Below are 22,456 nucleotides of genomic sequence, written 5' to 3' on the forward strand. Positions count from 1 at the left end.
GAGGTCACCGCACCACGGTCAGCGCTATGTCGTCCTCCGCGTGCCCGGTGTAGCGGTCCAGCAACAGGTCACAGATCTGCTCGGCGTCGAGGTCCGCCCGGCCGGTGAGCGTCTCCGTGAGGTCCCGCAGCGACTCGTCCAAGGCAACACCGCGACGCTCGATCAGGCCGTCGGTGTAGAGGACGACGGCGGCGCCGGGCGCCAGCTCGATCTCATGGTCCGTCCGCGCCGGCGGATCGGCCACACCGAGCAGGATCTCCGACGGCCGGCGCAGCAGTTCCGCCCGCCCGTCCGGGTGCAGCAGCACCGGCGGTGGATGACCCGCGTTCGCCCAGCGGAACGTGCGCCGGCCCGGCTCGTCACGGAACTGGCCGAGCACCACCGTCACGAACCGGTCCACCCCCAGCCCGAGCATCGCGTCGTTCAGCGCGTCGAGCAGCTGCGACGGCGGCCGCTCGACCGTGTACGCGATGCCGCGCAACATGTTCCGGATCTGCGCCATCACGGCCGCGGCGTCCCGGTCGTGCCCGGTCACGTCGCCGACCACCACCGTGTGCAGGCCGTTCACCAGCTGGAATGCGTCGTACCAGTCGCCGCCGATGTGCGCCTGCGCGATCGACGTGCGATAGCGGACCGCGACCCGCAGATTGTCCGGCTGCGCCGCGTGAGTGAGCAGGCTGTCCTGCAGCGCCTCGGACATCGCCCGCTCCATCGACGTCAGCAGCCGCTCCGCCTGCCGGGCCTGGAGCCGGTCCAGCACCTGGGAGAGCGCGCCGCCGATCAGCCGCAGAAAGCCGAGGTACCGCTCGTCGACCGGCAGGTGCGGGCTGAGCGTCGCGGTGAGCAGACCCGCGCCGCCGCCGAGCCGGACCCGGGCGACCGCGCCGTCCACGGTCACCTCGGCCGGTGCCGGCTCCCAGGGCTCCGGAATCCACGGATTCGGCACGGTCAGCGTGACACCGGTCAGGTCCTCGGGCGCGGAACGCAGCACCGGCAGCGCCCGGCCGAGCAGCGCGGCCGGGTCCTCCACGTCCGCCAGCCGGTCGGCGAGGCGGTGCAGCAGCGCCAGCCGGCGGTTGCCGATCACCTGCCCGGTCGTCTCGGACGCAATGTCGATCACGCCTTCGACCACGCCGTCCGGGTTCGCGACCGCGGAGTAGGAGAACGTGAAGAACGTCTCCTCGAGGTAGCCGTGCCGGTCCATCAGCAGCCGCAGGTCACTGACCCAGGTGGCCCGCTCCCCCGCGGCCTTGTCCAGCATCGGGCCGATCGTGCCCCAGATCTCCGGGAAGACGTCCCGGGCCGGACGGCCGAGCGCGGCCGGGTGCTTGTCCGCGATCATCTGCACGTACGCCTCGTTGTAGACCAGCACGTACTCCGGTCCCCACAACAGCGTGACCGCGAATCGGGTCCGCAGCGCCATCCGCACCGTGGCGATCAGCGTCGGACTCCACGACGAGACCGGCCCGAGCGGCGTCGCCGCCCAGTCCACCGCGGCATACGCCTCGCGCAGCGACCCGGCCGACTCGAAAACATCATCCACCAGGAGAAAATAGCCTCCGGCCGGCACACCGGGCGTCGGTGCGGGCCGGACATCGACGGAATACCATGCCGGTACGTCCGTCGATGGGGGACCTGAGGATGACCGACGCGCTGGAGTTCGGTGTGCTGGAGTTCGGTGTGCTGGGGCCGTTGCGGATGTGGCCGCCGGGTGCCGATGCCACGCTGACCGCACCGAGGCTGCGCGGGCTGCTGACGCTGCTGCTGGTGGAGGCGGAGCCGGTGCCGGCCGGGCAGGCCGCGGCCGCGTGCGGCGGACGGGGCACGGCCGGGCCGGTGCACGTGGCGATCCACCGGCTGCGGCGCTGGCTGGGCGAGCACGGCGGGCCGCGGCTGGACCTGACCCCGGCCGGCTACCGGCTGGACGTACCCGTGGAGGCGGTGGACGTGGGCCGGTTCCGGCGGCTGGTCGCGGACGGGCGAGCCCGGCGGGACACCGGCACGCTGATCGAGGCGCTGGAACTGTGGCGCGGCCCGGTCGCGGCCGACGCGCCGCACACGCTGCGCCAGCGGTACGCGGTGCGCACGCTGGACCGGGTGCGCCGCGAGGTGACCACGGAGGTCGCGGCCGCCTGCCTGGCCGACGGCACCGCGCACCGGTCGCTGCCGCTGGTCGAGCGGATGGCCGAGTCCGCACCGCTGGACGAGCTGGCCCAGTCGCTGCGCGCGCTCACGCTCGCCGCGTGCGGCCTGCAGGCGGAGGCGCTGGACGTGATCGCCCGGACCACCCGGCTGCTCGCCGAGGAACTGGGCGTGGACGCGGGCGCGCACCTGGCGGAGGCCCGGCTCCGGGTCCTCCGCCAGGATTTCGCCGTGGGTCAGTTGCCGTTGATCAGCCACATGGCGTAGTCGGGGCTGAACGTACCGGCCGGAAGACCCTGGATCCGGCCGCAATCCGCCCCGTCGGAGTCACCCGGCACCTTCAGCCACAGCAGCATCTCCGCGCCGGACGCGTTGACCCGCGAGGTGTCGCCGAGTTTCACGCCGGCCGGGTTGCACCAGTCGCCCTTGTGCCCGTTGCCGTTCCGGCTGGTGTCGATCACGAACGGCTTCGCCGTGGTCAGGCCCGCGTTGATCGCGTTCGCGTAGGTGGTCGAGTCCGCGGTGGGCCAGAAGTTCGCGGTGTTCACCGCGAAACCGTGCGCGTTCGCGATCCCGGCCGCCGTCAGCCGGGTCGCCATCTCGTCCGCCGCGATCCAGCCGGCGTTGCCCGCGTCCAGGTACGTCCACGCCTGCCCGCTGAACGCGTTGATCGCGTGCGAGACCAGCCCGTACCGCTCGGTGATCTGGGTCTGGCTCAGGCAGTCGATCTGGGTGACCGCGTCCGGTTCCAGGACCACGATCGCCGGCCGCCCGGCCACGCCCGCGGCGAACTCGGTGATCCACGTCCGGTACGCGGCCGCGTTCGCCGCGCCGCCGGCGGACTGACCGTCGCAGTCACGCTTCGGGATGTTGTACGCGACCAGGATCGGCACCTTCCCGGCCGCGGTCGCGCCGTCGACGTAGGCGTCGGTCGCGGCCCGGACGTCCCCGCTCCAGTCACCGAACCAGCGCGCGCCCGGCTTCGACGCGAGGTTCGTGCGGATCGCGGCGATCCGGGAGTCGTTCGGGTTGGCCGCGACCCACTGCTGCGGGTTGGAGTCCGGGTCGACGTAGAAGCCGTTCTTGACCGCGAGCTCCTTCGGCGTCTGCCCGGTGGCCGGCGGGGTGGCCGGGTCGTCCCGCACCCAGTCGCCGGCCAGCGGCCGGTCGCCGTTCTGGCCGAAGGTGAACTCGGCGTAGTCGGCGTTGCCCGACGCGTTGGTGTCCTTCAGGAACCAGCTGTTCGGGGCGCGGAACACGCCGACGGTGTCGGTGCCGTCGCCGTTCCAGTCGCCGACCACCGGTTTGTCGCCGACGCTGCCGTAGACGAACGGGGACTCCGAACCCGTGTTCGCCAGTTCGTTGCGCAGCCAGAACCGGCGCTCGGCGGCCCGGTGGTAACCGAGGCTGTCCTTGCCGTCGCCGTCCCAGTCACCGACCAGGATGGTGTCGCCGACCGCACCGATCTTCACGCTCTGCTGCGCGGCGCCGGCTTGGTGGTCGTTGCGGATCCGCACCGTCTGGTCGCCGGGCCGCCAGGTGGCCACCGTGTCGATGCCGTCGCCGTCCCAGTCGCCGACGAGCGGCACGTCGGAAGCCGCCGCGTAGGACGCCACGAAGTCATGAACGGTGACCGGCTTCACGATGGTATTGCTCAGCCCGACCCTTCTCGTGGACGGTCGCCAGATACCGACGCCGTCCACGCCGTCACCGTCCCAGTCACCGACCAGCGCTACATCGCCGGCGATGTTGAAACCGACCCGGACGTCCGCGACTCCGGTCGACAGGCTGTTGCGGAAGTACACCCTGGGCTCCGCCGGCCGGAAGACGGCGATGGTGTCCTTCTTGCGCTGCGGCTCGGGCTCCGGGTCCGGGCCGGTGCCGCCACCGCCGCCCTTGCCGAGCAGCGCGAACGCCAGCAGCCCGGTGGCCGTGAAGTCGATGGCCGGCTCCGCGCTCATCCACGCGTCCACGTCGTCCATGAATCGGGCGCCCTGGCCGGTGAACGCCGCGTACCGGTCGACGCCGTCGGCCGGGCAGGTACCGCTGTCGTAGAGGCCGTCGAACAGATCCTCGCCGTTCGGCCCGTTGACCGCGGCGCCGGTCAGGATGTTGCCGGTGCCGGTCAGGCTGCCGGCCAGGTTCGCCACCTGGTGGTGCGGGCACCTCGGGAACGTGCTGCCGACGCCGATGATCAGCGAGACGCCCCACGGGTTGCCGCCCAGCGCCCAGTTCGCCTGGGACTGCGCGAACGCGCCGTACGTGTTCGTCACGCTGACCTCGTCGTAGCGGCGCGCCTGCGCGATCAGGCCGAGCGTGTACGAGGTCGAGTCGTAGTTCGTGTACTCCGCGCCCGCCCCGAACCGGTCGCTGTTCGCGCGCTGCACGGCCGCGTCCAGCTTCGCCCGCTGGTGGGCCAGGATCGCGTCCGGTGTGACCGCGAGCCCGGTCTGCCCGGTCTCGATCAGCTCCTCGGCCAGGTCCGGCAGCGCGACGCCGCCCACGTCGTACAGGTTGAGCGTGCTGCCCTCGCCGCCGTCGATGTAGTTCTTCGCCCACAGCGCGGCCTGACTGAGCCAGGTGATGGCGCGGGTGTCGCCGAGCGCGCGGGCGGCCCGGGCCAGCTCGGTCGCACCGTAGGCCATGTCGTCGTGCCAGAGCGTCTCCGGGTAGAAGTCCCACGGGTACGCGGTGACCAGCTGGCCGATCGTGCCGGTGGTCTTCGCCTTGCCGTAGATCGCGGCGGCGGTGGTGAGGTCCCGCTGCGCGCGCGCCGGGTCGCTGGTCGCGTGCAGCTGCGCGGAGAGCGCGAACGCGGCGGAGACCCGGCCGGCCAGGTTCGGGCTGATCTGCGCGCCGGGCGCGTTCGCCCGCAGCACCGGCCGGTAGCGCAGGTAGTACCCGCCGGTCCCGGCCGCGTCGGTGATGGTGTCGTCCGCCTGCGGCAGCCGCCAGCGGTCGTGGTCACCCTCGAACGTGCCGTTGCCGCCGCCCAGGCCGACCTGGACGTAGAGCACGCCGTTGCTCTCGTCCCACATCTTGTCCAGCCAGGTCATCGCGTGGTCGATCTCCGCGGCGCGGGCCGGGTCGGCGCTGCCGGAGCGCTGCGCGATCTGCAGTGCGCCGGCCGCGTACGCGGTGGTGTGGGTGAACTTGAGGTAGTCACCGGCGTCGAACCAGCCGCCGGACACGTCGACCTTCGGCACGCCGCTGATCGCCCGCAGGTTGCCGACGATCGCGTCGCCGCCCTCCTCGAACGTGGGCACGTTGTAGACGGTCGCGGACGAGTCCGCCAGGTGCGCGGGCTGCCGGTTCAGCGAGCCGGGGACGACGTCCGTACCGTCGCGCTGGGTCTGGAAGAACGTGGTCATCGTCGCCGCGACCGGCGCGTAGAGGTCGGCTCCGCTGCCGACCGTGAACGCCGGTGACGTGGTCACGCCGGCGATCTGGATCGTGTACGTGCCCGGCGTGGTGACCGCCGAGAAGTCGATCGCGGACACGCCGGTGTACCCGCTGTTCCACGAGCCGCGGCTGGCACCGGCGGTGCCGCTCAGCACGGTGGCGCCGGCGGAGTCGACGACCCGGAACGCGGAGCCGGCCTGTGCCGCCGTGCCCATCAGGTAGGCGATCTTCGGCTGGTCCGCCTGGTAGCCGACCTGGTTGAGCCGGATGTACGAGGTCACGGCCGCACCGGCGGGTGACGGTGTGACGGTCAGGCCCCCGGCCGCGAGCAGCAGCGCTGCGGCGAGGGCGGTGGCGGTTCGTACCGGTGGTCTCATGGGTGTCCCCGTTGCTCGGAGGGCGTGGAAACGCTCACCTGAAGCTAGGAAGGGGGGACTTACCGACGACTTACCGATGCCTTTCAGGCAGGCACCATCGCGGCCTTGTCGCAGGCCACGCGGCCGCTGCACGCCACCAGCGCGGTCAAGGCCGCGTCCATCGCCGCCCGGCGGGCCGGGCTGAGCGCCGCCGCGGTGTTGCGTAGCTGGTGCGGGTCGGTGCGGCGGTCGTAGAACTCGCGGGTGCCGTTCGCGTAACGCACGAACGTCCACTCCGGAGTCCGGAGTGCCACATAGGACTCCGGAATCACCTTCTGCCGGTCCGGATCGTCCGGACGTGACTCCGGACGGCCCGCTCGTGGATCGCGGTGCTCGACCAGCGCGGCGGTTCGCCAACCGGCCCCCACGATACCGGAGTTCTCCGGGATTCCGGAGTCCTTCGGCATCCCGGAACGCGCCGGAATTCCGGAGTGGGTCACCGGCCGGGCGTCACCCGCGGTGATCAGCGGCAGCAGGCTGCGGCCGTCCACGTCCGGCGGCGTGACCGCGCCGCCCAGCGCGTCGAACGTGGGGCGCAGGTCGATGTTCTCCGCGGTCTGTGCGATCGTCACGCCGCGCCGCAGACCGGGACCGGCCATGATCAACGGCACCCGCACATCCGTCTCGAACGCGGTCTGCTTGCCCACGGTCAGCCGGTACTGACCGAGGTGGAACCCGTTGTCCGAGCTGAACACGAGCACGGTGTCGTCCGCGACGCCGGTCTCCGTCAGCGCGGCGCGCAGTCCGCCGATCATCCGGTCGATCGACAGCACCGACTGCGCCCGTTTGCGGTAGGCGTCGTCGATCCGGGCGCGCTGGTCGCCGGTCAGCGGCGGGCGCCCGGCCAGCCACGGCGGCGGGTTCGCGGGCAACCGGTCGAACGCGGGCCCGCGCGGCGCCGTCAGCCCGGGGAACGCGCGCGCGTCCTGCGGCGCCGGCGTGAACGGCGAGTGCGGTGCGAACGTGGAGATCTCCACCAGGAACGGCTGCTTCCGCTGCGCGGACGTGCGGACGAACGCCTCCGCCTTCGCGCCGAGCACCGTGGTGAGGTACTGCCCGCCGTACCCACGGATCCGCCCGTTCTCGTTGAGCGTGTAGCCGACCTGCGCGTACGCGTTGCCGGCGACCGCCCACTCGTCCCACCCGGGCGGTACGTGCCCGGACGCGGGGTCGTACCCGTTCATGTACTTGCCGAACATCGCGGTGCGGTAGCCGGCCGCGCGCAGCCCGGTCGCGAACGTGTTCTCCTCGTTGCCGCGCCGCCGGAACACCGGGAACCCGCCGTCCGGGCCCGCGTTGGTGAACACGCCGGTGTTGTGCGGGAACTTGCCGGTCAGGATCGACGCGCGGGACGGGCAGCAGAGCGAGTCGGTGACCACGTAGTTCGAGAACGACACGCCCTCCGCCGCCAGCCTGCGCACCTGTGGCATGAACCGCAGCAGGTCCACGGTCAGGTCGTCGGTCAGCACGAACACGATGTTCGGACGCCCGGCCGCCCGCTCCGGCGCCGCCGGCCCCGTCCCACCCCGGGGCCCGCACGTCACCGCCAGGCACAGCGTCATCAGCGCCGCACCGGCACCCCGCAACACGGACCTCAACCCACACCCCTTTCCGACATAACAGACAATAAGCCCGGAACGGGCGCGGCGGTTGGAGGTTCCGCCGCGCCGTTCATCGAAGGGAAACGAAGCCGAAACCTTGACAACGATGCGGGCCATTCATAGCCTTTACGCCATTAAATCGTTTCATCAATCGCCCGGTAGCCCGCTTCGACGAGGAGACCTGATGAGACCCCGCTACAGAAACCTCGCCTCGGCCTGCGCGATGGCCGTCGTCCTGGCCGGGCTTTCGGCGTCGGTGGCGATCGCCGCACCGGGCCACGGCCCGAGACTCGAACGGCTCGACCGCGGGCTGGTGGCCGCGTCGACGGCGGACGGTGTGTTCCTCAGCTGGCGGCTGCGGGCCGGCGAGGCGACCGGGCACTCGGCCACCGGGCTGACCGGCGTGGACTTCCACGTGTACCGGGACGGGCGGCGGGTCGCCACGGTCACGGACAGCACGAACTTCCTGGACCCGGCCGGGACCGGCACGTCGGCGTACCGGGTCGCGGCGGTGGTGAACGGGCGGGAGCGGGACCGCAGCGCGACCGTGAAGGCCTGGCCGGCGAACAGCTACGACCTGCCGCTGCGCAAGCCGGCGGACGGCGTGACGCCGAAGGGCGAGACGTACACGTACTCGGCGAACGACATGAGCGCCGGGGACGTCGACGGCGACGGGCAGTACGAGTACGTGGTCAAGTGGGACCCGTCGAACTCGAAGGACGTCTCGCAGGCCGGCTACACCGGCAACGTCTACATCGACACGTACGAGCTGGACGGCACGCTGCTGCACCGGATCGACCTGGGCGTGAACGTCCGGGCCGGTGCGCACTACACGCAGTTCCTGGTCTACGACTTCGACGGCGACGGCCGGTCGGAGACGATGTTCAAGACCGCACCGGGCACGAAGATCACGCGGTACGCGGCGAGCGGGCGCGTGCTGTCCGAGCGCTACATCACGCTTCCCCGCGAGGACGTCCGGGCCGGCTACCGCAACACCGACGACTACCGGCTCAGCGCGGCGGGCTACTACGCGCACCTGGTCGACATGTTCCAGGGCTGGCACGCGCACCCGGAGGTGGTCGCGGGCCGCTGGCCGGCCACGCTGGAGGCGGCGTTCGGCATCGCGCCGCGGTACCCGTACCCGCTGAGCCGGGCGGACGCGGCCGCGCTGGCCGACCACTTCATCGACGTCTACGCACCGGCGCGCAGCACCCGCAACGTACTGCGCGCGTTCGAGGGCTTCATCCTGGACGGGCCGGAGTACCTGACCGTGTTCGACGGCGCGACCGGCCGCGAACTGCAGACGATCCACTACAAGCCGGGCCGGCACGACGACGGCCTGATGTGGGGCGACTACGCGATGGCGCGGATCGAGCCCGGCAACCGGGCCGACCGGTTCCTGTCCGGCGTCGCCTACCTGGACGGCAAGCACCCGTCCGCGGTCTTCGCCCGCGGCTACTACACGCGCAGCACGCTCGTCGCGTACCGCTGGGACGGCCGGAAGCTCGTCGAGGACTGGTACGCCGACAGCGGCTGGACGCCGATGACGAACCCGTTCAACGACTCGCCGCACGGGCGGGACGGCACGAACCCGGAGTTCGCGACCCTCACCACGCAGGGCTTCCACTCGCTGTCCGCGGCGGACGTGGACGGCGACGGCAAGCAGGAGATCGTGTACGGCTCCGCGACCATCGACGACGACGGTGACCTGCTCTACTCGTCGTTCGGCACGCTGCCGGCCGGTAGCGCCGCACCGGGGCAGCAGGCACGGCTCGGGCACGGCGACGCCATGCACGTCACCGACATCGACCCGGCTCGCCCGGGCCTGGAGATCTTCACGGTGCACGAGGGCGCCACGTCCGCGCCGTACGGCATGGCGATGCGCGACGCCCGTACCGGCGAGGTGTTGTTCGGGGTCTATTCCGGCCGGGACACCGGCCGCGGCATGGCCGGCGACGTGCTGCCCGCCTCGCCCGGCCTGGAGGCGTGGGCGAGCCTGCCCGGCGGCACCGACTCGCTCGGCCTCTACACCGCGCGGGGCCGGGTCACGCCGGGCCCGATCCCCGGCACGAACCAGAGCATCCGCTGGTCCGGCGACCTGACCACGCAGATCCTGAACGGGTCCGGGGAGGCCACGCCCACGATCGACGACTGGACCCGCGGCACGCTGCTGACCGCGACCGGCACCAGGGCCAACAACGGGACGAAGGGCAACGCCTCGCTGATCGCGGACGTCCTCGGCGACTGGCGGGAGGAACTGCTGGTCCGGACCGCGGACAGCTCCGCCGTCCGGATCTACCTGAGCACCGAGGTGACCGGGCACAAGCTGTACACGCTGATGCACGACCCGCAGTACCGGGCCGAGGTGGCGCGGCAGCAGACCACCTACAACCAGCCGTCGTACCCGGGCTTCTACCTGGCCTCGGACACGGACTGGTCGCGCGTACCGCTGCGGGGTTAGCCCGCGTTGCCGATCGTCCGGCTGCCCGATCGCGGGCAGCCGGACGTATGTCCGAACCTCGCTGGTCTTCCACGACAGCACGTTCCGCCAGCTGGTCTGACCAACCGCCCGGCGGCTCCGGTACCGGAGCCGCCGGGTGTCACCCGAGCTCACGGACGTGGGTCATGGTCCTCCTCCGGGAGCAGCACGATCACCTCGGCACCGAGCCGGCGCAGGATCCGGAGGATGCGGTCGAGCAGCAGCGTGGTTGCCCCGGCTTCGATCCGGGCCAGGTAGGTGCGCTCGACGCCGGCGAGTTCCGCGGTGGCGGCCTGGGTCAGACCACGGATCGCGCGTGCCTCCGCGACAGCCACGCCGAAGTCGGAACCCGAGCGCACCAAGGCTCGCCTCGCCATCACACCCACCTCTCGGCTGTGGGCATTTGCCACAGCGCACGCGTACGACTCGTCGTGCTGTCTTTCCCACAACGGGCCCAGGAGCGCCGTTATGGGAAAATCAGCGCAGACGCCGAAGGCGTCCTCCCGGTGGGAGGACGCCTTCGGCGCGGGGTGGCCGGTCAGCCGATGGTGACGTCGAAGATGTGCATGATGCCGCGGTCGCTGCCCTGGGGGAGGATGACGGCGTCGACGGTCCTGGCCGGGTCGAGCGGGGCCGGGTCGGTGGCGAAGACGCGGAAGGTGCCACCGCCGGTGGTGCCGTTGGCGTTGTTGCGGCCGTCGACGGTGAGCAGCGCGGTGCTGCCGGCCGAGGCGGTCGCGGCCCAGTCACCGAAGGTGAGCCGGACGTCCTGGGTGCTGCCGTCGGTGTAGACGACCTGGGCCGTGCCGGTGGCCGGGCCGTTCGTGGCCAGGCCGAGGAACGAGACCGCGCCGGCCGGGCGGTCGGTCAGGTCGACGCGCTGGCCGTGCGGGATCCAGTTGTCCGGTGTGCCCGGCGCGGCCGTGGGCCAGGTGAACGTGAGGTCGCCGTGCCGGATCGCCGCGCCCGGTGCGGCACCGGCGGCGGCGAGCGCGTCCCGGGAGTACGACCAGTCGCTCAGGTCCATCGAGCCGAGGTTGCCCTGGCCGGCCGGCGTGGTGCCGACGTTGTTGCGCGCGTCCGTGCCGTCCGGGTAGGACGGCGGCACGTCGGCGGCGCCGGTTCCCCACGCCGTCGGCGTGGCGGACATGACGAAGCGCAGCTTGCCGCCCTCGCGGACGAACTCGGCACCGACCCAGGACGCGGTCCGGCGATCGCCGTCGACCCGGAGGTCCTTGACGTAGCGCTTGCCGTCCTCGACGCCGGGCGCCTGGATCTCGATGCCGGCGTCGCCGCCGATCGGGCGGATGTCGATCTGCGCGAACATCGGCGCGTGCACGACCAGCGTGCCGGTGCCGTAGATCGCCGGGTAGACGCCCAGATAGGCGAAGACCAGCCAGGCGCTGAGCGCGCCCTGGTCGTCGTTGCCGGGCAGGCCGGACGGCGTGTTGTCGTACATCTCGGTGACCGCGCGGTAGAGCACGTCCACGGTCCTCGACGGCGTCCGCAGCCAGTTGTAGACCCACGGCGTGCCGAACGCGGGCTGGTTGGACAGGTAGTTGCCGGTCTGGGTGTACGCGCCCGCGTCGAGCTGTGCCATCAACACGTCAACCTGTTGACGGGACGCGTCAACACCACCGCGCTTGGCAATCAACGTGGACAGGTTGTGCGGGACGAGCCAGCCGTACTGGTAGCCGGTCGACTGGTTGAACTGGCCGCGGCCGGCACCGTCCTCGCGTACCCGCAGGTCGAAGTTCTGGTCGAAGCCGGTGCGCTCGCGGGGACGGATGTGCCCGGTGGCCGGGTCGAACACGTTCATCCAGTTCTGGGCGCGCGCCATGAAGAAGTCGTAGGAGTCACGATCCCCCAGCCGCCGGGCCTGCTGCGCGATCGCGAAGTCGTCGATCGCGTACTCCAGCACCCGGGACGTGGCGAAGTCCCCCTTCCGGTTCTCGATCAGGCCGGTCGCGAAGTACTGGTAGGCGTCCGTGCGCTTCGACCCGGTCGCCGGCAGCTTCTGCGTGGTGATCATCGACTGCAGCGCGGCCGCGCGGTCGTAGTCGGTGATCCCCATGTCGTCCAGCGTGGACAGGATCACCTGCAGGTTGTCGCCCTGCATGCGGGACGCGCCGGGCGCCCAGCCACCGGTCTGCCGGGTCAGCAGCACGATCGACGCGTTGATGTCCGACGCGACCTTCGGGTGCGTCAGCGCGATCAGCTGCGCCTGACTGCGGTACATGTCCCAGCCGGACCCGGCGAAGTTGATGTTGGTGTAGAAGTGCCGGCCCTTCTCGACCTGGTGCACCTGCTTGTCGTACCCCAGGTATTGGCCGTTGACGTCCTCGCGCGCGTTCGGGTGCAGGAACGAGTGGTAGAGCGCGGTGTAGAACTCGACCCGCTGTTCGTCCGAGCCGCCCTTGACGTCGACCGTGCCGAGCGCCTTCTCCCAGGCCTTCCGCGCGTCCTTGCGGACCGTGTCGAACGTCTTCCGGCCGACCTCCGCGGTACGGTTCGCGGCCGCGTTCGCCACGCTCACGTAGCTGAACCCGGTGCTCGCGGTGACCGTCGCGCCGGCCGGGAACGTGAGCCACGCGCCGTTGTCGTGCCGGAAGTCGACGCCGGTGTCCGTGCCGCTCTTCTCGACCGAGGTCGCGCCCGCCGTCAGCACGTCGTCCTTCCACACACCGTACGACGCGAACTCGGTGTCGTACACGGTGGAGAAGTAGGCGCGGTAAAGGTTGCCGTTGTCGCAGACGTCGGTGCCGTACATCCAGCCGGACACCGTACGCGTCGCCGGGTCGATGGTCACCGCGCTGCCGAACGTGCGGTTGTTCGGCCCGGACACGTCCAGGATCAGCGTGGCGTTCCCCGCGAAGCCGAACCGGCTCACCGCGGTACGGGTGGTCGCGGTCAGCTCCGTGGTGACACCGTTGTCCAGGGCGACCCGGTAGTAGCCCGGCTCGGACACCTCGTTCGCGTGCGCGAACCTCAGGTAGTACGGCGTGATGTCGGCCGCCGGGCCGGACGGCAGCACGCCGCCGGGCAGCTCCCCCGCGTACGGGATGACCGGGAACTCGTAGCCGCCGAACCGGCCGGTGCACCCGGTCCCGGAGTGGCGCGTCATGCCGAAGCCGCGGATCAGGCCGGCGGTGTACTCGTAGCCGCCCTTCTCCCCCACCAGCGCGTTGCCCGGCTTGTACGTCGTCGGGCTCGGCTGCACCATGCCGAACGGCAGCGCCGCGCCCGGATACGTGTTGCCGTACGCGTCGTTGCTCTTGTTCTGCGTCGTGTCCATCTCGGTGCCGATGAACTGGTCGACCGCGTCGAACGGCGCGATCACCTTCGCCGCCGCGCTCGCCGGCGCACCGGCGAGGGACGCCAGCACGGCGGCCGCGATCGCGGCCGCCACCCACCGGCGCGGGGTACTCCACCCGAGCATGCGATGTTCCTTTCAGGGGGTTGTGCGTCCGGCAGTATCGTGGCCCCACCCGACTTCGTGATGAACACCGACGCAACCCAAGGATCAACACCACGCGTCGGTACGTGGATGAGCGCGCTCACCCGCAAGAGGACCGGACCGGACTTCCGCGGCGGCGCCACGACCGTGCGCGTCCGTGCGGCCGCCGGTGTGCCCGTTCCCTGCCGGCCGGTGGATCGGCGAGTCGTCCGGTGCGGCACCGGCCTGGGGGCAGGCGGTCGTCCGCACGCCGCTGCGGGTCGTGGACGGCATGTTCTTCTACCTGGTCGCGTTCATCGCGGTGCTGGCCAACGGCAAGCGTCAGCGCCTCGGGGACATGGCCGCCAAGACCGTGGTCGTGCGCTCCTGACCGTGCCGGCCGGTGAAGCGGAACCGCCCCGCCATGGTCCATGGCGGGGCGGTTCGCGTTCCGGGATGGTCAGGCTTCCGGTGTGGTGCCGGGCCGGGCGCCGGCCGGACCGGCCGGTTTCGCGTCGGGCTGGGCGCCCGGCGCGGCCGCTGCACCGCCATCGGAGGCCGGCTCGGGCGTGGCCGCGGCCGCCGTGCCGGGCGTGGCCGCACCGGTCTCGGCGGCGTGGTCGTCGCCGTGCTTGCCGCGGTGGACGGTGAACGTCATGATCACCACGATCACCGCGCCGACGATCAGGCCGAGGATCGCGCTGAAGATCGTGTTGACCAGCCAGCCGACCACGCCGCCGAGCGGGCCGGTCGCGTCGTGCGCGGCCTCCTCCATGTGGTGCACGGCGTCGTAGATCAGGTGGAAGCCGAGCTCGTGCGTGCCGACCAGCAGGATGTGCCCGCCGACCCAGAGCATCGCGGCCGTGCCGACGACGGTCAGCGCGGTCAGCACCTTCGGCATCGCCTTGACCAGGCCACGGCCGAAGCCGGCGACCGCGCCGCTGGACCGCTCGGACAGCGCGAGGCCGACGTCGTCCATCTTCACGATGATCGCGACCGCGCCGTACACGGCGACGGTCATCACGATCGCGACGACGCACAGGATGGTCAGCCGGGACACGAAGCTCTGGTCGGCGACCTCGTTCAGCGAGATCACCATGATCTCGGCGGAGAGGATCAGGTCGGTCCGGATCGCGCCGGAGACCAGCGTCTTCTCGTCCTTGAGCTTCTCCTCGCCGGCACCGTGGCCGTGACCGGACACCTTCGCCCAGACCTTCTCCGCGCCCTCGTAACACAGATAGGCGCCGCCGAGCATCAGGATCGGCGTGAGCAACCAGGGCACGAACTGGCTGAGCAGCAACGCCACCACGATGATGACGGCCTTGTTGCCCAGCGACCCCAGCGCGATCTTCCTGATGATCGGCAGTTCCCGTTCGGCGGCGAGACCGCGCACGTACTGCGGCGTCACCGCCGCGTCGTCGATGACGACACCCGCGGCCTTCGAACCCGCCTTCGCGGCCGCCACACCGACGTCGTCGATGGAGGCCGCGGCCGCCCGCGCCAGCACCGCGATATCGTCCAGCAGGGCTGCTAGTCCACCGCTCAAGGCAGATCCCTTCGATCGTTCCCCACGTCTCTCGCCGATGATTATCCCTGCCCCCGGCCACCCTGGCGCGCCAGACGTCACCCACCCGCCACGATCACGCTTGGTCGATCATCTCGGTACCCGGCGTCGCCTATCCTGAATGCCCCGGCGGAACGGAGCGCAGGCCATGAACCAGGCGGACGTCACGATCGTGGGCGCGGGCATCATCGGTACGGCGCTGGCCGCGGCGCTCGCCGGACGCGGCCGGCCGGTCACGCTGCTCGATGCCGGCGAGCCCGGCGGCGGCACCAGCGCGACCAGCTTCGCCTGGATCAACAGCCACAAGAAGGACCCGCTCGACTACCACGCACTCAACCTCGCCGGCGTGGCCGCGTGGCGCCGGATCGCGGCGGAGTTCCCGGACGCGGCCACGTTCGCCGGTCACGTCTCGATAGCGACCGGCGCGGCGCACCGCGCGAGCCTCACCGCGCGCGTCGAACGGCTCACCGGTCTCGGCTACCCGGCCCGCCGGGTGACACCGGCCGAGGCCCGCGAACGCACGCCGGTGCCGGTACCGGACGACGCGCTCGTGGCGATCTTCGACGGCGAGGGACACGCGTTCCCGCGCCGCTGGATCGCGCACCTGCTCACCCGGCCGGGCATCACCGTACGCTCCGCGACCGCGACCGCCGTCGTGCCGCACGGCGATCACGCCACCGTGCACCTGGCCGGCGGCGGCACGGTCACCGCCGGCACCGTGGTCATCTGCGCCGGCACCGGCACCGCCGCGCTGGCCGCGTCCGCCGGTGGCCGGCTGCCGCTGGTGCCGCCGGTCGCCGACTCCCCCGCGTTCGGCTACCTGACCGACGTGATCGCGCCCGGCCACGGCGTCACCGGCATCGTCAAGACCGACCGTCTCGGCCTGCGTCCCGGCGACGGCGGCGGGCTCCTCGTCCAGACCCTCGACCTCGACGGTACGGCGCAGCCGGGCCGGGAGCCGCCCGCCACGGTCGCCGCCGAGATCGCCCGCCGGGTCGCCGAGGCGCTGCCGCACACCAGCCCGCGGATCGCCGCGGTCCGGGTCGGCCACCGCGTCGTCCCGGCCGACGGCCGCACCGCCGCCGGGCCCGTCCTGCCCGGCTCCCCGGTCTGGGCGATCGCCACCCACAGCGGCATCACGCTGGCCCCGTGGCTCGCCGACACGATCGCCGCCGAACTCACCGACGGCACCCCGGAACCGCTGCTCACCGCGTTCCGCCCGACGCGTTTCCGCACCGTCCCCCACCACCCCCCGCTGACCGCACCCCGCGCCCCGGGCGACCAGTGACCACCCCGGTGACGGCCCACGGCCGCACCAGCCGCACACACGTCGACACTGGTGTTGACTGCGACCGGATCCTGAACCGACGTTGCGGTGTGAGCGCGACACCAGCCGAGTCAGTACCGTTCTCAGAAACTTCTCCGCCGACCGACCGAGACCGCTGAGCGTGCCTCCCGTACGCGAGCCGTTCGTCTCCGCCGGCGTGACGCCGCGGACCTCGTGCTGATGTCCGCCGACCGCGCCGAGGCCGAGGGCCAGGTCCTCGACATCACCGCCCGCATGCTCGCTCAGTGGCCGGCCGGAACCCGGAGTTGATCCGCGAGGTCCTGCCGACCGTCCTGCCCTGGTCCCGCTTCCGCCGGCGGCCGATGCCGGGCAACTCGCCGACGAGTTCATCGCCACGGCGCGGGCGTCCGCGTCCCTCGGCGATTCGGCTCCCGTCTCGCAACTGCTCACCGAATGGCGGCACACCGCGGAGGTCTACGCCGACTCCGATCTCCGCCAAGCCTTGCCCGTGACCGGCTAGGGACCGACCTGGACGACCGTCGCCCAGGACGGCGGGGGTGCGGCGCGGTGGCCGACGAGGGCGGCGATCAGCCGGGCGGGCGGGGGCTCGGCGGGCCATGGGGTGTCGCCGTCGGTGAGGACGATGATGACGTCGGGGGCGAGCGGGAGTGCGGCGGCCGCGGTGATGCCCGCGCGCATGTCGGTGCCGCCGCCGCCGGTGAGCGTGAGGTCCTCGACGCGGGCGATGCGCTGGGTGGTGGCGACCGCGGCGTCGCAGGCGAGGACGGCGACGCGGTTGCCGCCGATGCCGACCTGGCGCAGCACACCGGCGATCTCGGCCATGGCCGCGGCGAGGTCGGCGCCGGACATCGAGCCGGACGTGTCGACCACGACGGCCACGCCGGGCATCGGGCGGCGCAGGCCGGGCAGCACCACGCCGCGCTGCGCGGTGGAGCGGCGGGACGGACGACGGTACGTGTAGTCCACCGCGCCGGACGCCCAGGCGACCGCGGACCGTACCGTGCCGGCGAGGATCTGCCGCCAGTCGACCGTCGGCTCCAGGATCTGTGAGGACCAACGCTGCCACCCGGCCGGGAGCGTGCCGCGACCGCGCTGGTGGGCCCGCATCGCCTCGGCGGCCTGCCGGCGCAGCGTCTGTGCCTCGGTCGCGCCGACCCCGACGCCGCCGGCGGGCAGATCCCAGGGCTCCCGGCCGCCGTACGCGCCGGAGCCGCACCGATGCGGCCGCGCGGACGCCGGGACGCGCGGCAGGTACTCCTCGAACAGCCCGCCGTCGGCCAGGCCGAACGTGCGCGGGCTGACGTGACCGGCCGGCAGCGCGATCCCGTCCGCGACCAGGTCGTCGTTGATCTCGCAGTCCTGCGCGAGGTTGACCCGGACGTGGTCGTCGCGCACCGTCGCGGGCAGCCGCCCCGCCCGGCCGTGGTGGTCGCGCAGCAGGTGGGACACCTCGTGGATCCAGACGCCGGCCAGCTCCGGCACCGGTGTGGCGTCGACGAATGCCGGGTTGACGTAGCAGCGCCAGAACCGGTCGACGCCCATCGTCGGCACCGCGACGGACTCCACCACGTGCAGCGCGTAGAGCGCGGCCGCGAGGTAGGGCCGGTCGCCGGCGGCGCGCAGCCGGGCGGCGAGCAGCTTCGTCCGGGCCACCGTCACAGCGCCCCGGACAGGGACAGGACCTCAACGAACGCGTCGAGCTGCGCGGGTACGGTCCAGTCCGGCTCGCGCAGCGCCGCCAGGTCCATGGCGGCGCGGGCGGCGACGTCCGGCACGCCCGCGTCGACCGCCTTGGCGAGCACCACCCACCCGGCCTCCCACCGTTCCCGGGTCGGCGTGGCCTGCACGGCCGCGACCACCGCGGTCAGGAACGCCAGCTGCCGGTCGCCGCGCCCGGGCAGCGTGAACGTCTCCGGCCGGGCCAGCACCCGGTCCGGGTCCGGCAGGTCCAGCTCCTCCGCGAACGTGAGCAGTTCGATGCCCGGACCGTCGCCCACCGCGCCGGCCAGCGCCAGGCCGGTCGCGTCCCGGCTGGCGTCGCAGGCGTACCCGAACGCCAGCAGCCGCAGCGCCATCTCCCAGGTGCGCGGCGACGGCCAGGCGCCGCCGCGGGACGCCGGATCGGCCGGCAGCGCGTGCGCCAGACCGGGCCGGGCGGCGAGGAAGCCGGACACGATGCCACGGGCACGGGCGACCGCGGCCGGGATCCGCGCCTCGCGCACCGCCGGCACGGTCACGGCCGGCCAGGTGCCGGACAGGCCGCGGGCGACCACCCGCGGGTCGTGCGTCCAGCGCAGGTGCACGAACCGGTTCGCCAGCGGCGGGCTCAGGTGCCAGCCGTCCGCGGCGCTGCCCGGCGGGTTCGCGGCCGCGACGATCCGCACCGGCTCCGGCAGGCGCAGGCTGCCGACCCGTCGTTCCAGCACCACGCGCAGCAGCGCGGCCTGCACCGCGGGCGGTGCGGAGGACAGTTCGTCGAAGAACAGCAGACCGCTTCCGTACGCGGCGGTCCGCACCGCCCAGTCCGGCGGCGCCATCGGCACACCCTGCGCGGCCGGGTCGTCGCCGACGATCGGCAGACCGGCGAAGTCGCTCGGCTCGTGGATGCTGGCGATCACGGTCTCCATCGGCAGCCCCAGCCCGGCCGCGAGCTGCCCGAGCGTGGCCGACTTGCCGATGCCGGGCTCCCCCCAGAGCAACACCGGCAGGTTCGCCGCCACCGCCAGCCCCAGCGCCTCCGCCTGCGCACTGACACCGGCTTCGGTCCGGCTCCGCCCCAGCGCCCCGACCAGCACATCCGCACGCACAAGCGGGTTCGTCACGATGTCGCCTCCGGTGTGGGCCGGGTGCGGAGGAAGTCGAGGTCGGTGCGGTGGGAGGTGGTGATGGCGGTCTCCAGGGTGTCGCCGGCGTGTGGGTCGGCGCCCGCGGCGAGCAGGGCGGCGATCGGCTCCGGTGGGGCGTGGTGGTGGATCAGGCGGAACAGCGGGGTGCGGCCGGCGTGGTCCCGGGCCTCAAGGTCCAGGCCGGTGGCGAGCAGCCAGGGCAGGATCGTGGTGGCGTCCGGTGAGTGCAGCAGGTGCAGCGGGGTGGCGCGGTCGAGGGCGGTGACGTCGGTGCGGGCGCCCGCGTCGAGCAGCGCCCGGACGACCGGTGCGGCGGCGCCCTGGAGGAGCGTGGCGGCCAGCGGTGTCCGGCCGTGCCGGTCGCGGTCGTGCACGGAGAGCCCGGCCGCGATCAGCCGGGTGATCAGCTCGGGGCGGTTCAGGTGACCGGCCAGGTGCAGCAGGTTGCCGCCGTCGATGCCGGTCACGGCCGGGTCGACGCCGTGGTCCAGCAGCCGGGTGACGCCGTCAGGGTCGCCGTGCGCGGCCGTCAGCAGCAGGTGCCGGCGCAGGACGCGCAGGCGTTTCGGCAGCCGGCCGGCCGGGCCGTGCCGCCAGCCGTCCTCGATCGTGAAGCAGCGCGGCACCGGGGCGCCGAGCGCACGCATCGCGCGTTCCCGGCGTGCCTCGTCCGGCCCGTGCGCGGACAGCTCGAGCCGGCCGTCGCGCCAGCCGGCCGGGTGCCAGACGGTGCCGCACCGGACCCGGATCCGCTCCGCGTCCGCGACCGGGCCGGGACGGTAGTCGTCCGGCGCGTCCGGGAACAGCGCGGCCCGGACCAGCGGGTGCAGTCCGGCCGGCCGGATCAGGCCGAGCCGCAGCAGTTCCAGGTCGGGCGAGCGCCGCCACAGCGCGACCGGCAGCACCGGGACGTCCGGCGTGTCCGCGGTCGGTGCGATCCGCGCGGACAGCCCGGCCGGGCCGCGCGACACGATCACCCGTCCCTCGCGCTCGGACGGCCAGAGCAGCACCGCGTCGTCCGGGCCGGCGGCCATCCGGTCCAGCGTGTCGCGCAGCAGCGGCAGGAACACCTGCCGGGCCGTCCACGGGAGACGGTGGCGCGGCGGGTGCAGCGCGATCCCGGCGGCGGCCCACGCCTCGATCTCCGCGTCGTCGTCGAGCAGCCGGATCGTCCACTCGGCCAGCGCGGCCCGGTCGTCCGGCGGCGCCGGCGCCGCGGCCGGCCGGCCGATCCGGCGCATGCCGTCGAAGAACGGCAGCCGGTCACCGCCGAGGACCGCGCGCAGGCCCGGGGCGGCACGCACGTCCCACAGGTGCCGGGCCCCGGCCCAGCTGTCCGTGCGCACCCACGGGTCGTCGTGGTCGAGCGGCCCGAAGTGCAGGCTCATCCGCTGGACCGCGTGCGCGGTCGCGGGTGTGCGCAGGTACAGCGCATCCGGGCCGTACCGGGCCAGCGTGATCGCCCGGCGTGGCGCGAGCACGCCGCGGTCCTGGCCGCGTTCCCGCGGTGCGTGCCAGCGGGTCAGGTCGGGTGCGAGGTGCCGCAGGTCGGCGGCGAGCCGGGCGGCCACCTCGGCGCCCCGGGTGCGGTGCACCGCGGCCAGGTCAGCCCGCAGGTCCACGGCGGCGGCCGCGCAGGCACCGGCTACGTCCCCGGCCTCGCGGCGCGCGGTCGCGGCCGTCACCATGCCGGCCGGCACGGCGAAGCGGCGTGCCTCCCGCCAGACCGGCAGCAGTTGCACGAACGGGTACGGCAGTGACACTCATCCCCCTCAGCGGTACGTGCCGTCCACCGCGAGCTGGCCGGCCGGCGGGCTCACCATGCGGACTCGCGGTAGTCCTTGAGGAACACGCCGTGTACGGGTTCGCCGCGCACGCCGCGCACGATCGGGTCGTAGACGCGTGCCGCGCCGTCGATCACGTCCAGCGGCGGCCGGAAACCGGCCTCCCGCTGCGCGGTCTTGCTCGGGTGCGGGCGCTCGTCGGTGATCCAGCCGGTGTCCACGCTGCACATGTGGATGCCGTCCGCCGCGAACTCGCCCGCGACCGTGCGGGTGAGCATGTTCAGGCCGGCCTTGGCCATGTTCGTGTGCGGGTGCCGCGGCGTCTTGTAGGCGCGGCCGAACACGCCCTCCATCGCGGAGACCTGCACCACGTACCGGTCGGGTGACGCGCTTTTGATCATCAGGGGTTTCAGCCGCGCGGTCAGCAGGAACGGCACGAACGCGTTGACCACGTGGGTCTCCAGCCACTCGGCCGGGCTCACGTCCTCGACGCCGAGCACCCAGCTGTTGACGTCGCGGAGATCCAGTTGCTCGCCCGTCTCGTCCCGCAGACCGGCCGGAAAAAGATCATTCAACGGTACGGGAAGAGCCGCCCGCGCTTCCTCACCACCGGTGCGCCGGATCGCCCGCGCCGGGCCGGGCAGCTCCGCCCGCTCGCCGGCCCGGACCTCACGGTGGTAGCCGGCCGGCCGGCGGATCGTCTGCGCCGCGTTGTTGACCAGGATGTCCAGCGCGCCCCAGCGTTCGGCGACCGCGTCGACCAGCCCGAGCGCGCCCGGCAGGTCCAGCAGGTCCACGCCGTGGATCCACAGCCGGTCCCGCCACTCGCCGACGTCCGGCACGGCCGCGAACCGCCGGGCTGCGTCCACCGGGAAACGCGTGGTGACCAGCACGTCCGCGCCGTCGCGGAGCAGCTTCAGCGCGGTCTGGAAGCCGATCTTGATGCGTCCGCCGGTGATCAGCGCGCGCCGCCCGGTCAGGTCGCAGCGCGCGTGCCGCCGGGTCGCGTTCTCCGTCGCGCACGCCGGGCAGAGCAGGTGGTAGTCCGCGTCCACGTCCCGGTAGCGCTGCTTGCAGACGTAGCAGCGGCGCCCGCCGTACAGTCGGCGCTCCTGATGGTGATCGTGGTGCTGCGGGGTCTGCACCGCCGGTGACGGGTTCTCGTCGCGGAACCGGGTGGCCGAGGCCAGCAGCGCCCGGTCGTGCGCGCGCCGCTCGGTGTGCCGGGCCGCCTTGCGCTGCTTCTTCCCGGCCCGGTACGCGACGTCGACCGCGGCCCGCACCTCGGCCAGCGCCGGGTCCGCCGGGTCGACGGTCAGCGCCGCGAGCACCCGGAGCGCAGCCGCCACCTCGTCCATGACCGCGCCCCTCCCCGTCTCGCACCGGCGATCCACGCCGACCGTTCCCGGCTCACGACCGTCGCGACGTGACGCTGCGCGCACGGGACACCACGAGTCGCAGACATCGACTACTGTGC

The 22,456-nt window shown here is 72.8% G+C and carries 14 protein-coding genes; 4 read left to right on the forward strand and 10 right to left on the reverse strand.

The genetic code is table 11. From position 1 onward, the window contains the following. Positions 1–4 precede the first annotated feature (4 nt). Positions 5–1,543: a PP2C family protein-serine/threonine phosphatase gene (locus J2S42_RS09595; RefSeq protein ID WP_307237694.1), complete on the reverse strand. Its 1,539-nt coding sequence runs from the start codon at positions 1,541–1,543 to the stop codon at positions 5–7. A gap of 98 nt (positions 1,544–1,641) precedes the next feature. On the opposite strand from J2S42_RS09595, the gene J2S42_RS09600 reads away from it, so the two are divergent. Continuing rightward, positions 1,642–2,409 carry an AfsR/SARP family transcriptional regulator gene (locus J2S42_RS09600; RefSeq protein WP_307237696.1) on the forward strand — a complete coding sequence of 256 codons (768 nt, stop codon included), beginning with the start codon at positions 1,642–1,644 and terminating at the stop codon, positions 2,407–2,409. Here J2S42_RS09600 and J2S42_RS09605 read toward each other — a convergent pair. Both J2S42_RS09605 and J2S42_RS09610 read right to left on the reverse strand, forming a co-directional pair. Further along, positions 2,379–5,921: a glycoside hydrolase family 9 protein gene (locus J2S42_RS09605; RefSeq protein ID WP_307237697.1), complete on the reverse strand. Its 3,543-nt coding sequence runs from the start codon at positions 5,919–5,921 to the stop codon at positions 2,379–2,381. The two genes, J2S42_RS09600 and J2S42_RS09605, sit on opposite strands and share 31 nt — an antisense overlap. Positions 5,922–6,004: 83 nt before the next feature. Continuing rightward, the gene (locus tag J2S42_RS09610; protein ID WP_307248675.1) at positions 6,005–7,549 is read right to left on the reverse strand and encodes a sulfatase family protein; all 1,545 of its coding nucleotides are present in this window, start codon (positions 7,547–7,549) and stop codon (positions 6,005–6,007) included. Between the two features lie 196 nt (positions 7,550–7,745). On the opposite strand from J2S42_RS09610, the gene J2S42_RS09615 reads away from it, so the two are divergent. Further along, a complete protein-coding gene (locus tag J2S42_RS09615; RefSeq protein WP_307237699.1) occupies positions 7,746–10,022 on the forward strand; it encodes a rhamnogalacturonan lyase in 2,277 nt (758 codons plus the stop codon). A 149-nt stretch (positions 10,023–10,171) separates the two neighbouring features. Here J2S42_RS09615 and J2S42_RS09620 read toward each other — a convergent pair whose 3' ends face one another. Next, positions 10,172–10,417: a helix-turn-helix domain-containing protein gene (locus J2S42_RS09620; protein ID WP_307237701.1), complete on the reverse strand. Its 246-nt coding sequence runs from the start codon at positions 10,415–10,417 to the stop codon at positions 10,172–10,174. Positions 10,418–10,578: 161 nt separating this feature from the next. Next, positions 10,579–13,479, reverse strand: coding sequence for a GH92 family glycosyl hydrolase (locus tag J2S42_RS09625; protein WP_307237703.1), 2,901 nt, complete (start codon positions 13,477–13,479; stop codon positions 10,579–10,581). A 175-nt stretch (positions 13,480–13,654) separates the two neighbouring features. On the opposite strand from J2S42_RS09625, the gene J2S42_RS09630 reads away from it, so the two are divergent. Then, positions 13,655–13,867: an RDD family protein gene (locus J2S42_RS09630; RefSeq protein WP_307237705.1), complete on the forward strand. Its 213-nt coding sequence runs from the start codon at positions 13,655–13,657 to the stop codon at positions 13,865–13,867. 69 nt (positions 13,868–13,936) lie between these two features. Here J2S42_RS09630 and J2S42_RS09635 read toward each other — a convergent pair whose 3' ends face one another. Continuing rightward, positions 13,937–15,022, reverse strand: coding sequence for a DUF808 domain-containing protein (locus J2S42_RS09635; protein ID WP_307237707.1), 1,086 nt, complete (start codon positions 15,020–15,022; stop codon positions 13,937–13,939). Between the two features lie 166 nt (positions 15,023–15,188). Here J2S42_RS09635 and J2S42_RS09640 point away from each other — a divergent pair, with 166 nt between their 5' ends. After that, positions 15,189–16,328, forward strand: coding sequence for an NAD(P)/FAD-dependent oxidoreductase (locus tag J2S42_RS09640; RefSeq protein ID WP_307237709.1), 1,140 nt, complete (start codon positions 15,189–15,191; stop codon positions 16,326–16,328). A gap of 516 nt (positions 16,329–16,844) precedes the next feature. Here J2S42_RS09640 and J2S42_RS09645 read toward each other — a convergent pair. From J2S42_RS09645 to J2S42_RS09660, 4 genes are read right to left on the reverse strand one after another with little or no spacing between them, the layout of a single operon-like run. Continuing rightward, positions 16,845–18,002: a vWA domain-containing protein gene (locus J2S42_RS09645; RefSeq protein WP_307237711.1), complete on the reverse strand. Its 1,158-nt coding sequence runs from the start codon at positions 18,000–18,002 to the stop codon at positions 16,845–16,847. A 2-nt stretch (positions 18,003–18,004) separates the two neighbouring features. Continuing rightward, on the reverse strand, positions 18,005–19,174 hold the full coding sequence (locus J2S42_RS09650) for an AAA family ATPase (RefSeq protein WP_370879374.1): 1,170 nt from the start codon (positions 19,172–19,174) through the stop codon (positions 18,005–18,007). Next, positions 19,168–20,958 (reverse strand): ankyrin repeat domain-containing protein, encoded by a 1,791-nt coding sequence (locus tag J2S42_RS09655; protein WP_307237713.1) that lies wholly within the window; start codon positions 20,956–20,958, stop codon positions 19,168–19,170. Before J2S42_RS09655 ends, J2S42_RS09650 begins: the two co-directional genes overlap by 7 nt. Before the next feature lie 53 nt (positions 20,959–21,011). Continuing rightward, the gene (locus tag J2S42_RS09660; RefSeq protein ID WP_307237715.1) at positions 21,012–22,337 is read right to left on the reverse strand and encodes an SDR family NAD(P)-dependent oxidoreductase; all 1,326 of its coding nucleotides are present in this window, start codon (positions 22,335–22,337) and stop codon (positions 21,012–21,014) included. Between the last annotated feature and the right edge of the window lie 119 nt (positions 22,338–22,456).

The sequence above is a fragment of the Catenuloplanes indicus genome (assembly GCF_030813715.1).
Classification (GTDB): Bacteria; Actinomycetota; Actinomycetes; order Mycobacteriales; family Micromonosporaceae; genus Catenuloplanes; species Catenuloplanes indicus.

Bases quoted from the DNA above. Each gene is read 5' to 3' on its own strand.
- J2S42_RS09600 (WP_307237696.1), top strand. From the start codon at position 1,642: ATGACCGACGCGCTGGAGTTCGGTGTGCTGGAGTTCGGTGTGCTGGGG.
- J2S42_RS09605 (WP_307237697.1), bottom strand. From the start codon at position 5,921: ATGAGACCACCGGTACGAACCGCCACCGCCCTCGCCGCAGCGCTGCTG.
- J2S42_RS09615 (WP_307237699.1), top strand. From the start codon at position 7,746: ATGAGACCCCGCTACAGAAACCTCGCCTCGGCCTGCGCGATGGCCGTC.
- J2S42_RS09620 (WP_307237701.1), bottom strand. From the start codon at position 10,417: ATGGCGAGGCGAGCCTTGGTGCGCTCGGGTTCCGACTTCGGCGTGGCT.
- J2S42_RS09625 (WP_307237703.1), bottom strand. From the start codon at position 13,479: ATGCTCGGGTGGAGTACCCCGCGCCGGTGGGTGGCGGCCGCGATCGCG.
- J2S42_RS09640 (WP_307237709.1), top strand. From the start codon at position 15,189: ATGAACCAGGCGGACGTCACGATCGTGGGCGCGGGCATCATCGGTACG.
- J2S42_RS09660 (WP_307237715.1), bottom strand. From the start codon at position 22,337: ATGGACGAGGTGGCGGCTGCGCTCCGGGTGCTCGCGGCGCTGACCGTC.